The following is a 13,428-nucleotide window of genomic DNA, read 5'->3' as shown; positions in this document are numbered from 1 at the left end:
GGAGAGATGACGTTATGAACTTCAATCTATTGGCTCTCGGAACGATATTTCTGGTCATTGGTTTATTGCTCTACATCTCATTGCCACTGTATTATCCCGGATATTCCACCGTTAATAACGTGTTTAAATCGAACCAGGGTTACGTTGTTGTGGGTCCTGCACAGACAGTCATTGTGAAGAACCTCAGCGCCCAAAAGGGACAGGCCATAATATTTCTAGTGCTTAAAGGAAACGCCAATGTTTCATTGCTGAGCTCAACTGGTCATCCTATTCTCGATCAGCAAAAGGAGATTTCCATCGAGTTAAATCAGTCGGACTATGAAATTCAAATAATAAATTTAGATAATCAAACCTCAAATATATCCTTCACCTATGGTCTCTTTAACGCCCAGACTATCAGCAATTTCTATTATTCGCTAGGGATCCTCCAGACCTTCCTAGATGTAGTTATCTTAGCTGGAGGCGCCATGATACTCTGGTATATTATTTCTTGGTTTGTAACCAGGAGAAAATAACCTCATTGATCCATGGGATGACCTCCTGAACGAAGCTAGGACCCTGATGTGCCAAGAAATCTCCTTTTGTGACGTACATTGGAACATCCAGCAGTTTGAAAAGTCCCCTAGTCCTTAGCGAATCCTTAAAGCGTTGCAGTTCCTCTTGCCTCTCCTTTTTTGGTTCATATATTACTAGGTCAATTTGAAGTTCCATAAGCTGATCGGAACTGGGCTCCACGTAAGCGTCAGTTAGATGATCAAATACATTCTTCCCTCCAGCCAACCAGATTCCGTCGCTAATATGGGACGGAAAACCCGGTGTTATGGGACCACCTAGGTCTAACTCGACGTAAACAGCAGGTCTTATTTTTGGGGAAGGGAGCGTATTCAATCTATTTAAAAGGCTCCTATAGAGCAGTCTGGAGCTCTCATGACGTCCAGATGCGTTACCGACCAGGAGAATATTATTCAGAATTTCACCAACAGTGGTAGCTACTCTCAAAGGATAAACAGGGTAACCTCTCCGTTTGAGCTCAAGTGTGAGATCTTTCTGAGCTCCGAGTGTGGTGAATATTATGTCAGGCTTTAGTTGATCAAGGATCTCATACTTAACATGGGTGTAGCTTCCCAGCTTGACCCTGTTTCTGGCCTCTTGAGGTCTGTAACTAAAGGCATCAGTCCCCACCACCAGTTCACCAGCACCTATCATGAAGAGGGTCTCCGTGGAGGCAGGGTCTAGACTCACCACTTTTCTCGGAGGGTACTCCACTTCTACGAAATCGTTCAACACATCATTGAATATTTTCTTTCTCATCTGGACCATCTCTTGAGCAGAAGGAGAGAGTTCATATCCACGTCATCAATATTTAACTCCTCAACTCTTCCTTGGATGACTGACTGATAGTCCCTCATTGCATTGCGTACTATATAGAAATTCCATCCCTTAGCCCTCTCCTTTATTTCCTTCTCGATCATCTTGGCCTCTCCCCTCCTTCCTACAGGATTAATGTTGTATATTCCAATGGTGAAATTAGCCTCTATAGAGGCCCTTAACTTCTCCAATATCTTGTCGAGGGTTGAAGAGTATGTGCTAGCGCTTATCACCGCGTAATCATCAAGGGGTATCTTTAGCAAGCTGGCAACTAGGCTTATCGCAGTGATCCCAGGGACAATCTCGTCAGCATCCCGATATAGGCGCGATCCCATACCGAAAACCATAGGATCTCCGGAGCTGATCACAATAGTGTTCTTGTCCCTCATGCCACGAGCTTGCTCCACTCTCAATTCAATTTCCTCAACCCTACTCTCCATGATTTGAGCCTCCGGATTCAGGAAATCCTTGACTATGTTAACGTAACTTGAGTAACCAATAACTACGCTCGCGTTTTTCAATTCCTTAACTGCTCTGAGCGTAAGTGTATCCCCACCAGCTCCAATTCCCACCACTTTTATCATTTGACTCCCAAGCATGTAACTACTCCATACGCTCTTTTAGTTCTTTTAAGGACAATCTTGGTACCAAGAGCCTCCAACGAAGGCTCACACACACCCTCGACTCCAAATCTCTCCCTGGCAACCCTGGAGGGGGTTGACTGGTTTCTACCTCGAATCTGATCCAGAGGGACGTAGATAATTGATGCTCCCAGCATGTTACCTATCTTCTTTATCTTTTCGTCTCCGCGCTTCAACTCAGGTACCGCAATGAAATCCAATCTTCTTTCATGAATATGAATGGATTTCATTGTGCTAACAGCAGAGAAATAGAGAACCTCTACCGGAGCGTTTGTGGTGTAACCTAGTCCCATGGCTAGCCTTATGGGCCTCAAAGTGGGAAGTTCCGCACACTCTTCCCCTATCACAAAGTCGGCGTTCTCCAGCCTATCCGTGGGCTCAAAGCCTTCAACAGGCTTAAGGTCTAGCTTATCCTCGAGGTAGAATTTCAGTTTCCCGTTCTTAACAAGCTTGAAGTTTAGCAGGTCCGCTACCTTAGAGTCTATCTCGAGTCCATTTATCCACGCGAATTCCTCCACACTGTAAATGCCCATCTGGGAGGTGCGCGACGTGAGAATCAGTTGAGACCCCATGAGATCGGCAATTATACCCCCTAGAATTGACCCTCCCCTGTGCTCCTTTATAACTGGTATTACGTAGCTTCCGTCGTCGGTCACACTTATTACCACAGGATCAGTTGCCTTATCTCTTATTAGTCCCTGTATTTTTCTCACAGTGATTCCCAGGGGGTAAAAGAATACATAGATCTCTGGGTTTTCGTGAACTATGTAGTATCCAAGCTCCTCTAACCTTTTGCTCAATGTCCTAGCCAAGTCGTTACCGGGATCAGAAACTATCTTAATCTTAGATACATACAAGTCAAATAGTTGATTACGTACGTTCCTTATTAAATATCATGAAAAAGACAGTCCAACCACGAGGCTTATCAAATACCCGAGTAGGATGAAGGGAAGGACTGGTACGCCCCATGCAACCCATATATATCTCTCCTCCTCAAGCTTCCCCTCCTTGACCAGTTTGGCGTAAAGTTCTCGCCAGCGCGAATCATCCTCATCAACTGAGAATCCCATTCTCAGGCTCTCGGATCCACTCTCATCAATTTCAGTTAAGGGGAAAAGAAACTTGGACTGAAGGAACTGCTTCACCTTAATTCTCCTCGCAGTGAAGGAAAGGATAAGTCTGGTTCCCAAGGGTAACTCACGGGTATATCTGAAATTTCGGGCAAAGTTAATTATTCCAGATAAGATGATGAGAATCGATGAATATAGCACTATTATTAGTGGTTCCATCCCCAGCTCAGAAAGCCTGCTAAAAAGGAGTGGGTGTACAGATGCGTTAGCAAGGCCTAGGATGATCATGGCAAATAGATCAGCCCCACCCATAAACGATATCATGTAAAAGCCAAAGAACACTGCAAGTACCGCGACTATGGAGTAAAGGTAGATGAACAGATTGACCTCATGGATATCGAAATAAATGAAAATCGCCAGTGGAGAATATATCAACCAAATCTTAGGATCCACTTCCCTGTACTTTAGGTCCAGAATTGACGTGTGAAGTAACATTACAGAGCTCAAAACAACCTGAAATAAGTATATGGATAACACGGCAGGAAACCCTCTTCATCCCAACCCTACACGGGGGAGTCTGGGGCCAGATACCCTTGTGATCATGCTTTCAGGTAAAGATAAAAAGTTTTCCGTATTGTATGGATAGGCTAACCAGCAATGAACGTAAAGGGAAAACTTGCGGTCCTCATAGGCTGGAACGGTTCTGTTATAAGAACCTTTGTGGAGAGGGCCAGTGAACTGGGCGTGGAACTGAAGGTAAAGTATCCTAGGTTAGATCCCATTGACGAAAGCTTCATGAAGTTTTTGGAGGAAGCTGATGTTGTTTTCATCCATCACTTCTCTAGCGAACATCTCTATCAGGAAGTAATGGAGAAACTGTCTCCTATCCTGAGGAGGAAGGAAGTTGTGGTGGTAGTGGATCCGGCTCTGAGCAATTACAATAAGGCTCCACCAGAGGCTCTAAGTAAGGTATCAGCTTACTACTCCTATGGCGGGGAGGCAAACATCCGTAACCTTATCCTTTACCTGCTCAGTTTGAAATTTCCTGATATCAAGGTACCAGACCCCAAGCCCCTTCCTTTCTCGGGGATCTATCATCCACGTTTTCCTGAATCTTTCACCGATGTAAGGGACTTCCTGAATAAGATTGGCGATTCCGGGAGGAGAGTGGGAATTCTCTTCTACAGAACAGCTTGGACAGATAGAGACCTGGGAGTAGTTGACTCCATAATCTCCAGCCTGGAGAGGCACGGGATAACCCCGATACCGGTTTTCGTGCAGGGATTTGGAAGCAAGGATCGGGGAATTGAAGGAAATGATGAGGCTATCCAGAGATACTTCATGATCGAGGGAAAGCCCATTGTGAACGCCGTGATAAGCCTTCTCTCATTCTCCCTGATAAAGAACTGGGATTCCACATTACTTCAGAAATTGAACGTACCTGTGTTTCAGGGCTTGATTGATTACTACAAGACAGAGAGCGAATGGCTCTCCTCCAAGGGCCTGGATCCAATAGGTACTATGATGAGCGTGATGATGCCGGAGATGAATGGAACCATAGAGCCCGTTCTTGTGGGAACCATAAAGGTGATAAGGACGGGTAATTACACCTACAGAGTTCTAAACCCCGTGAGGGAGCAGGTAGAGTATCTAGTTTCTAGGGTCAGGAAATGGATTGATCTTCAGCACAAACCCAATAGCGAGAAGAGGATTGCTATAATACTTCACAGTGCCTCCGCATACAAGGACCTGGAGGCGAACATAGGCACTGCCACTGGACTGGACACTCTGCAGACAACGGTAGAGATACTACATCTCTTGAGGAAACGTGGATACAGAGTGGAAAATCTTCCCTTAAACGGCGAGGATCTGGTTAAGCAAATAATCTCGAGGAGGGCTTTTCCCGAAACAAGATGGAACTCTCTCGAAGATATCCTCGGTTCAGGAGTTGCCGGGACATTGGGTTATCACGAATACATGGAATTCTTCAACAGTCTTCCTGAAGAGGCCAGGAAGAGGGTAGTTGAAACGTGGGGAGAACCGAAGCCTGGTGCCAGGGATTATATGTTTGACGGAGAGAGATTCATCGTCCCAGGCCTAGTGTTCGGGAACGTTTTCGTGGGTGTGCAACCCAAGAGGGTAACATGGCAGGATGAGGAGAACGCGATCAGGCTGGTTCATAACTCTGACCTTCCTGTGCCCCACTTCTGGCTGGCCTTTTACAGGTGGATATATCAGGGATTCAAGGCTGATGTGATAATTCATGTTGGAACTCACGGCACCTTGGAGTTCACGCCTGGGAAGGGAGTGGGGCTCTCCCCTGCATGTTTCCCCCAGATCTCCATAGGAGAACTTCCGCACCTTTACATTTATTCCATGAACGTTCCGGGTGAAGGCATAACCGCCAAGAGGAGAAGTTACGCTGTTCTGGTGGATCACCTTTCCCCTCCAACCATATTTGATGAGATACCGGAGGAAGCCAGAAAGCTTGAGGACATGATAGAGGAATATGAGGAGGCAGAAAGGGCGGACAATGAGGTCAGACAGAAGCTGGTGCTCAATAAGATCAAGGAGACCGCGGAAAAGATAGGTTTAACCGTGGACTTCACCGATCCAGATAAGGCAACCCACGAGATAGAGCATAGGCTCAATATCTTCAAGGATTCAACCATCTCCAAGGGACTCCATGTACTGGGAGATGTACCCTCTGAAGAGGACCTGGCTGAATATGTCGTGACTGCCACAAGGTTCGAGAACGATTCTCTGGTGAAGACCTATGGGAGAGAGAAGGCCAAGGAGATAGTGATCAGCGCCATTCAGGGGCAGACCAAGTTGCCGGAAAAGGAGAGTTATGTGCTCACCAAGGTACTGGAGTCAGTGGCCATGGAGAGGGAGAGCCTGATGGAGGCACTTAACGGAAGGTTTGTGGAACCAGGCCCCTCAGGTTCTATCACTAGAGGAAGATATGACGTTCTCCCCACAGGAAGAAACTTCTACGCGGTGGATCTCTGGAAGATCCCCACTCAGTCAGCATGGCAGACCGGTGCACTGCTTGCTGAGAAACTTATTGATGCCTTCTACAGGAAGAACGGCAGGTATCCAAGGGCTATAGGGTTCATACTCTGGTCAACTGATGTATTCAGATCGGACGGTGAACTGGTGGCGCAGATTTTGAGGACTCTTGGAGTAACTCCCGTATGGAATTCCATAACCAAAAGGGTTCAGGGGGTTAAACCCATTCCCTTGGACGAACTTCAGAGACCTAGAATTGACGTGGTAATTAACGTTAGCGGTATTGTGAGGGACAACCTGATGAACATCGTGGAAATGCTGGATGAAGCTACACAGCTAGTTACGTCGCTCAACGAGCCCGAGACACTAAACTACCCGAGGGCCAACTCCCTCAAATATCACGTGTTCTCTGCGAAACCCGGAGCTTACGGCTCAGGTGTTAGCCATGCCATAGAGGCTGGAGTATGGGATCAGGAATCTGAGCTTGGTGATATCTACCTTAACTGGTTGGGATATGCGTACGGAAAGGGAAAGAATGGGGTGAGGGCCGTGGATCATTTGAAAAGGGCCATTGATAACGTGGAAATGATAGTTCACAAGAGGGAGATAGATGAGATAGATATACTGGACGATAGCTGTAACTATAGCTACGTGGGGGGGCTGTATCTGGCCTGTAAGAAGATCGGTAAGAACCCAGAGCTGATGTATGAGGACACATCAAACCCCAGCAGGCCTCAGCTCAGGCTTTTCAAGGAGGAGATAGAGAGGGTGAGCATTGGGAAGCTCCTCAACGATTCTTGGCTTAACTCGCAGATGAGGTTCGGATATAGGGGAGCAACGGAGATACTGAAGAAGGTTGAACACCTGTACGGCTGGGCGGCCACCACCAGGCTGGTAAATGACCAGATATTCAATAACGTGGCCTCCAAGATTGTCTTAAACGAGAGGATGAGAAACTGGTTCAGTGAAGTTAACCCCTACGCTCTGGAGGAGATAACGAGGAGGTTAATAGAGGCAAAGAACAGGGGCATATGGAAGCCCTCTAGGGAAATAGAGGAACAGTTGCTAAGCGCCTACTCTCAGATAGAGGGGGAGCTGGAGTGAGATCATTTCCTTTCAGTGCAATAGTGGGTCAGGAAAGATTGAAAAAAGCTCTTCTCCTGGTAGCCGTTGACCCAACGATCACCGGGGTGTTAATCAAGGGACCAAAGGGCGTAGCGAAATCCACTGCGGTAAGGGCTCTGGCCAGTCTCTTGCCTGAAATAGAGGTTGTCGCGGACTGCCCATTCTCCTGTGATCCAGACCACAGAGACAGGATGTGTAACAGATGCAGGGCAAGATTGGATCAAGGCGAGAGTTTGCCTAGGTCCAGGAGAAGAATGAGAATCGTGGAGCTCCCTGTGAGCGCTACCCTCGATAGGGTTGTAGGTACTCTTGACATAAAGAAGGTTCTCAAGGAGGGTGAAAGGGGTCTTGAACCTGGCCTATTAGCCCTTGCCAATAGGGGGATCCTGTACATTGACGAGGTGAATCTGCTCCCGGATGAGGTGGTCAACGCTATCTTGGACTCGGCCGCATCTAAGTTTAACGTGGTTGAGAGGGAAGGAGTTTCTGTCATCCATCCAGCAGATTTTATCCTGATAGGGACCATGAACCCCGAGGAAGGAGAATTAAGGCCACAGTTACTTGATCGGTTCGCCATTTCTGTTGAGGCTGAATCCCCAAGAAGTCCCGAGGAGTTGATCGAAATCGCGAAAAGAGTGGAGGAGTTCGAGAGGAATCCAGAGGAGTTCACCTCCAAATTCAGGGAACAGGAAGCGGAAATAAGGGAGAAAATTCTCAAGGCGAAGGAAAACCTACCCAAGGTCAGGGTTCCGGACGAGCTGATGCATTATCTAGCTCAGGAGATACTCTCTCAGTCCCAAAGTACTAGGGCCATGATAGCGGCGACCAAAGTGGCCAAGGCTCTAGCCGCGTTGAGCGGTAGGACTGAAGTGGACCAGGAAGACGTGAAGGAGGCTCTGGAGTTTGTGCTACATCATAGGGTTAAGGAAAGACGTGCCCCGCCTCAAACCTCGCACCTTCCTAGGAATCAGGGAGAGGCTCAGAATCACGGTAATAGGGATTCCACCTATACAGGCAACGAGAAAAGAAAGAACGCTCAAGAGCCTGAATCTAACCTCTCAGCAAACATGGATTTACCCAAGATAAAGTCACCGGGTACAGGATTCGGCAAAGGTGGAGTATTCGATATCATTACGGGTAAGTTTGCGGGAAGCGGGATCCATCTAGATCTCCACTCCTCCCTAGTTAACATGGCTCTCGATAGGAGAACCCGGCTTCATCCAGATGATCTTGTAATGAAAAACGCAGAAACTCAGGGCGCGGTGCCCATCTTACTCCTGCTCGATACCAGTAGGTCCATGGACTTTTCCAGGCGAATTCTAGTTGCCAAGGCTATACTGAGAGGGTTAATACAAAGGGCATACCAGGTGAGGAGCAGGGTGGGCCTCATTACGTTCTCAGGCTCTGAGGCCAGATATGATGTGCCCCTGACCAGAAACCTGAGAAGGGTGGAGGAGTTTGTTGACAACGTAACTCCATCCGGTAAGACTCCCATGTCCATGGCTCTCTCCTTGGCTTTGAACGTGGTGAACAGGGAGAGAAGAACCAGGCGTAAGTTAACTCCTCTGGTCTTTTTGATCTCAGACGGGAAGGCTAACGTATCCCTCTACGGAAACGTTCTTCAAGAATTAGAGTATTTTTCTGCTAGATTGGGCGAAATTTCTAAGTTCGTAGTGATAGATACTGGAAATCCATATCACCCCTCTTTCAACTCTATGCTTGCTGAGAGGTCTCATGGCGTCCTTCTACGCGGTTCCGATTTTGTTAAATCTGCACTGTGAATCAAGATAAAGTTTAATATCATTTATACCTTTCAGAAACCGATAGCCATGTTCGAGCTAACAAAGGAACAGCTTGAGTACAAGGAGAAGGTAAGGGATTATGCCCAGAAGGTTGTCAAGGAATACGCCAAAACCATGGATGAGAAGAACGAAGGAGGAGAGAAGATTGTAAGGGACTTCGGAGAGATGGGACTTCTTGGAATGAAGATTCCTCCCCAGTATGGCGGATTGGGACTAGGCGAGGTCGCCTTCGCCATAGCAACGGAGGAGCTCGGCGCGGAAAGCGGTGGTGCCTCGCACAGCCTTCACACACAGCTCAACGCCCTCCAGTTACTGGTCTCCGTGGGTGGGGATTCGGCCAAGACATGGATAGAGGATGGGGTTAAGGGAAAGGAAATCTACGCTGTGGCGCTTACTGAGCCAGGTGCTGGATCTGATCTTGGTGCGCTTCAGACTACAGCTAAGCTTGAGGGAAACGAGCTTGTCATTAACGGGGAGAAGATATTCACCAGCGGAGCTTCATTCTCCACAAAGATGGTTGTTCTAGCGAGGACAAGCGGTAATCCAGGAGACAGACAGGGTATCTCATTGCTACTTGTGGATACGAAGACCCCAGGAATAGAGGTTCACAAACTGGACCTGATGGGGATTAGGGGAGCAGGAGTCTCCTATGTGAAGTTCAACAACGCCAGGGTTCCAAAGGACTCCATCATAGGCAAGGAAGGAGATGCATTCAGAGGGGCAATAAAGGCATTGATGGTGAGCAGAAACGGTTATGCTGGAATAGCTGTGGGCATAGCTAGGGGAGCTCTAGAGGACGCCGTTAACAGGGCTGCCTCGAGAAAACAGTTTGGAAAATCCCTTCTTGAACAGGAGTGGATATCCTTCAATTTGGCAGATGCGCTGGTTAAGGTTGAGGCGTCGAGATTGTTGACCATGAGGGCAGCATATATGCTGGACAAAGGAATAGAGGCGTTAACTGAGGCAAGTATGGCCAAGTATATGGCTGCCGTAACTGCGGCAGAGGTCAGTAGGACTGCCCTACACATATTTGGAGGACATGGGCTGAACAGAGGTTCAAAGGTTGAGAGGTTATACAGGGACGCCAAGATAATGGAAATTGCCGAAGGGACCAACGAAATGCAACTTATAGCGGTGTCTAGGGCCCTACAGCCTAAGAAATAGATAAAGAACTAGAAAATTTATTATCAATACAGGAATGGAATTTTTAATAAATTCTATAAATCCAAATCCCTTTCCTCCCCTGCTTTCCGAGGATTCGGATATTATCACGTTACTAGCTGCCCCTATTAAAGTAAAGTTACCTGCAATCGTGCTACCTGCAGCTAGGGCGAGCCAATCCAACGGTGTTGTCGCACCTGAGGAAATCATTATGGGGATATATATTGCAACAAGAGGAACGTTACTGAGTAATTGGCTTACTAGGACGCTCACAAGCATGATGGCTAAAATTGAGGATGGGGACGGAAGGTAGTGAACTATCGCATCAAGCACTCCGCCCTTAATCATGCCCTCCGTAAATATGAACAACCCTATGAAAAAGAGGATGGTAGACCAATCCATTCTTCTGATGATCTCTCTTCTTCTCTTCGAGACTAGGATGAGGATTGAGGAAGTGGTCAGGGAACCAAGGACAATATCTATTCCAATGAAGCTAAGCGAGAAGAATAGTACAACTGTTATGGCCAAGAGAGTCAAAGAGAGATATGCAGTGAGAGGGTCCTCCACTCTCTCCTGAGAGATTGTAATCTCACCATTTCCCCTTAACTCTCTCCTGAACAGGAGAAGCAGGATGGGGTATGAGATGACTAGGTTGATCATTGTTGGTAGCACTAGGAACATGGCGAACTCGATGAAGGGGTCCTTCAGCCCCGCATCCAGGGCTATTAGAAGGTTCTGCGGATTTCCCGTAGGAAGCATAACGCTTCCTATTGTAACTCCGAAAGCCAGTGCATACAGGAAGGGCTTCTCGTCCACGCCAAGCTTTTTACTGCTTTCTAGGATAACAGGAGTCCAGCTGGCCGAGACTCCATCATTTGTGACTAGATTGGAGAGCAACCCTGAGAAGAGTAATACGCCGAAAAGCGTTTTGGAGGGCGTCCTGAGCTTGTTCACAATGTAAAATCCTAGATACTTTAGGAAGCCTGAGACCTCTAGGGCAGAGGCAAAGGTGAACAGGGTAATCAAGAAAAGTATCACGTCAAGGTTAATTGACGCAAACGCTTCATGGGGTGTGATTACGCCTGTTATAATCATCATCACTCCCCCAAAGAACATGGATGCCCAAGGCGGTATTCCTGAAATTCCCCTGGTGACAATGAGGGCGTAGGTCACTATTACAACCACAAAAGCCAATAGATTCATAGCAGTAAAGATAAGGAATCTGATTTAAAGGGCTTCCATTCAAGATAAGGGTTCTTAATGAGAAGGTTTCTTTCGCAGCCATTGCTTATAACCGCGACAACATATATGGGAATATGGTACCCGGTAACTCTGTATTCTCATACTAGGTCCATCTTTCTGCTGGGATTGGCCACAACCCTGTATAACCTGAGCAATGCTGTAGGTTCTTATTTCTGGGGTGACCTGCTGGACAGGACAGGGAGAAGATTGGAGTACGGAATTTCCTTGTCCGTGTTATTATCAATATCCGCGCTTCTGCTGGGAGGAAAGCTTGAGGAGAGTTTAGTTGGATACACCCTTTCGGGATTCGCATCTGCGTTAAACTCACCCCTTTACTCTCTCCTCCTTCTAGAAAACTACAGTTTTGAGGAGATCCCAAAGATGAATTCTAGGCTATCCCAGCTTACGTTAGTGGGTAATGCCCTGGGAAGCGTTTCGGCCATTGTGGTGAGCTCATACCTTTTCCCATTCTTCCTGTGTATGACATCAATCCCTCTTGCTTTCGTGTCCCTAATGGGCACTCACGGGAAGATCAACATTGATAAGCCTTCCAGACTGAAAAGTATCAAGGAATTAACTGGTGCACTTTCATCGTTTATGGCCTTTAACTTCGGCGCTGAAATATTCTTCACGACCTTCGTCCCCTTCAACTACCTTATGGGGAATCCGGAGTCCTTCATATATGTGAGTTATTTTATTTTATATCTTTTAGATGAGGGAATATATTATATTGCTGGGAAAAGGTCCTCAGGAAGAGAAGCGTTCTTAATGTACCTCTCCATCATGGGGAGAGCCCTGTTGGTCTTGGGTATTTCCTTAGTCTTAAGATTAGGGATAAGATCCGGCGGAGTCACAATACCTGTTTTTGTGACCTTCGGTTCCTTTTACCCATTATTTGGAACCTCGTTCTTTTCGTACATGTTCAGAAATCTTAGAAAGAATAGGGGGTCCATTATAGGGGTATTCAACGCAGTTGAGGATATAGCAAATATAGGAGGGAGTGCAGCAGTTAGCTTTCTTGGTAACGACCTAAACTTGGACTATTTAGTTGCGTTCTACTCCTTTGCCCTCTCAGCAGTTACCTTGTATAGTTTCATAACCAGGAGGCTATCTTCCTCGTCTTCTAATTGACTCATTCCACAGCTCAATCTCGTGTGGCGTCTCTGGAACGTATTTGGGCATCTCCTTTTTGTTCCCATGAGGATCTACCCGCACGTATGTGAAGTACGCAGTAGTCACGTGCTTACACTCCTGCGTCGTCTCATCTAATCTGTTCACGTTTATCAGGAGGTCAATGGATGTTTTACCCACATAGGTTATTCCTGCGTTCATTTCCACGATGTCCCCAAGCCTTATTGGGGAGTAGAAGAAGATGTCAGATACTGCAACTGTGACCACTCCGTCTTGGTCAGGTCTGTAGTTCTCAATGCCATTATATCTCAGGGCCAACGTCCCTCCTAAATCATCCATGGCCTTAAGGAGCATTCCAGCAGACATCACCCTCCCATCATAGGTCATGGTTGGACCCACAAAAATGGTGTTACTGAGTCTGAATCTCAGGAAATTGGTGGGATCCTCAGAGCAAAGGGTCTCCCTTTTGTTTCTGATTCTCTGTGCCTTGTTATTCCTTCTCTGTATTGCCAGCTCAATTGACTTTTTCTCCTCTTCGGTTTCTCCCACAACCTTCTCGCCCACGGGAACCGGTCTGAACTCTTGATTTACCTTAACATAAGTTCCGCTTGCTGTAACTATAACCTCGGATCCTCTGGAGGCCTTCATCTCCACCTCCATGGAGGAATTACCCACATATAGAACGCGAGCGTCAACGAAAACTATGTCCCCTAGGTTCGCTCCCCTTTTGAAAAGTACTTGATCCAGGGAGGCTAGAACGGTGAGACCTTTACTCACCTTCATGGATGCCAGCATTCCGGCATCAGCCAGAAACTTCAGCATATCGCCTCCATGAAGTCTCCCCATGAAGTTGGTTTGCTGATAATGTACCATGTT

General features: G+C 47.0%; 11 protein-coding genes. 5 read left to right on the top strand and 6 right to left on the bottom strand.

Annotated features, from left to right (window positions below):
- Positions 1–14 precede the first annotated feature (14 nt).
- Positions 15–515, top strand: a complete 501-nt coding sequence (locus QVC96_RS01805) for a hypothetical protein (protein ID WP_238024862.1) — start codon at positions 15–17, stop codon at positions 513–515.
- On the opposite strand, the gene QVC96_RS01800 is transcribed toward QVC96_RS01805, so the two are convergent.
- The 4 genes from QVC96_RS01800 to QVC96_RS01785 all read right to left on the bottom strand — a co-directional run bounded on the left by QVC96_RS01800 (position 484) and on the right by QVC96_RS01785 (position 3,574).
- Positions 484–1,311, bottom strand: a complete 828-nt coding sequence (locus QVC96_RS01800; RefSeq protein WP_238024863.1) for an ABC transporter substrate-binding protein — start codon at positions 1,309–1,311, stop codon at positions 484–486. The two genes, QVC96_RS01805 and QVC96_RS01800, sit on opposite strands and share 32 nt — an antisense overlap.
- Positions 1,308–1,967, bottom strand: coding sequence for an SAM-dependent methyltransferase (locus QVC96_RS01795; protein WP_287689773.1), 660 nt, complete (start codon positions 1,965–1,967; stop codon positions 1,308–1,310). The genes QVC96_RS01800 and QVC96_RS01795 overlap by 4 nt, the downstream gene beginning before the upstream one ends.
- The gene (locus QVC96_RS01790; protein ID WP_287689772.1) at positions 1,949–2,809 is read right to left on the bottom strand and encodes a cobalamin biosynthesis protein; all 861 of its coding nucleotides are present in this window, start codon (positions 2,807–2,809) and stop codon (positions 1,949–1,951) included. Before QVC96_RS01790 ends, QVC96_RS01795 begins: the two co-directional genes overlap by 19 nt.
- Before the next feature lie 93 nt (positions 2,810–2,902).
- Positions 2,903–3,574, bottom strand: coding sequence for an A24 family peptidase C-terminal domain-containing protein (locus QVC96_RS01785; protein WP_255775989.1), 672 nt, complete (start codon positions 3,572–3,574; stop codon positions 2,903–2,905).
- A gap of 162 nt (positions 3,575–3,736) precedes the next feature.
- On the opposite strand from QVC96_RS01785, the gene QVC96_RS01780 reads away from it, so the two are divergent.
- From QVC96_RS01780 to QVC96_RS01770, 3 genes are read left to right on the top strand one after another with little or no spacing between them, the layout of a single operon-like run.
- The gene (locus QVC96_RS01780; protein ID WP_287689771.1) at positions 3,737–7,195 is read left to right on the top strand and encodes a cobaltochelatase subunit CobN; all 3,459 of its coding nucleotides are present in this window, start codon (positions 3,737–3,739) and stop codon (positions 7,193–7,195) included.
- On the top strand, positions 7,192–8,997 hold the full coding sequence (locus tag QVC96_RS01775; RefSeq protein ID WP_238024874.1) for a VWA domain-containing protein: 1,806 nt from the start codon (positions 7,192–7,194) through the stop codon (positions 8,995–8,997). Before QVC96_RS01780 ends, QVC96_RS01775 begins: the two co-directional genes overlap by 4 nt.
- Positions 8,998–9,045: 48 nt before the next feature.
- The gene (locus QVC96_RS01770) at positions 9,046–10,182 is read left to right on the top strand and encodes an acyl-CoA dehydrogenase family protein (protein ID WP_287689770.1); all 1,137 of its coding nucleotides are present in this window, start codon (positions 9,046–9,048) and stop codon (positions 10,180–10,182) included.
- Here QVC96_RS01770 and QVC96_RS01765 read toward each other — a convergent pair.
- Positions 10,165–11,382: an SLC13 family permease gene (locus QVC96_RS01765; RefSeq protein WP_287689769.1), complete on the bottom strand. Its 1,218-nt coding sequence runs from the start codon at positions 11,380–11,382 to the stop codon at positions 10,165–10,167. The genes QVC96_RS01770 and QVC96_RS01765 overlap by 18 nt on opposite strands.
- 57 nt (positions 11,383–11,439) lie before the next feature.
- Here QVC96_RS01765 and QVC96_RS01760 point away from each other — a divergent pair, with 57 nt between their 5' ends.
- A complete protein-coding gene (locus QVC96_RS01760) occupies positions 11,440–12,552 on the top strand; it encodes an MFS transporter (RefSeq protein WP_287689768.1) in 1,113 nt (370 codons plus the stop codon).
- On the opposite strand, the gene QVC96_RS01755 is transcribed toward QVC96_RS01760, so the two are convergent.
- Positions 12,529–13,425, bottom strand: a complete 897-nt coding sequence (locus QVC96_RS01755) for an acyl-CoA thioesterase (RefSeq protein WP_238025868.1) — start codon at positions 13,423–13,425, stop codon at positions 12,529–12,531. The two genes, QVC96_RS01760 and QVC96_RS01755, sit on opposite strands and share 24 nt — an antisense overlap.
- Positions 13,426–13,428 lie beyond the last annotated feature (3 nt).

Origin of the sequence: Metallosphaera javensis (ex Sakai et al. 2022) (assembly GCA_021654415.1) — an archaeon.
Taxonomy (GTDB): domain Archaea; phylum Thermoproteota; class Thermoprotei_A; order Sulfolobales; family Sulfolobaceae; genus Metallosphaera; species Metallosphaera javensis.
The sequence above is the reverse complement of the archived record's forward strand: the minus strand, read 5'-3'. Positions and strand labels throughout refer to the sequence as shown.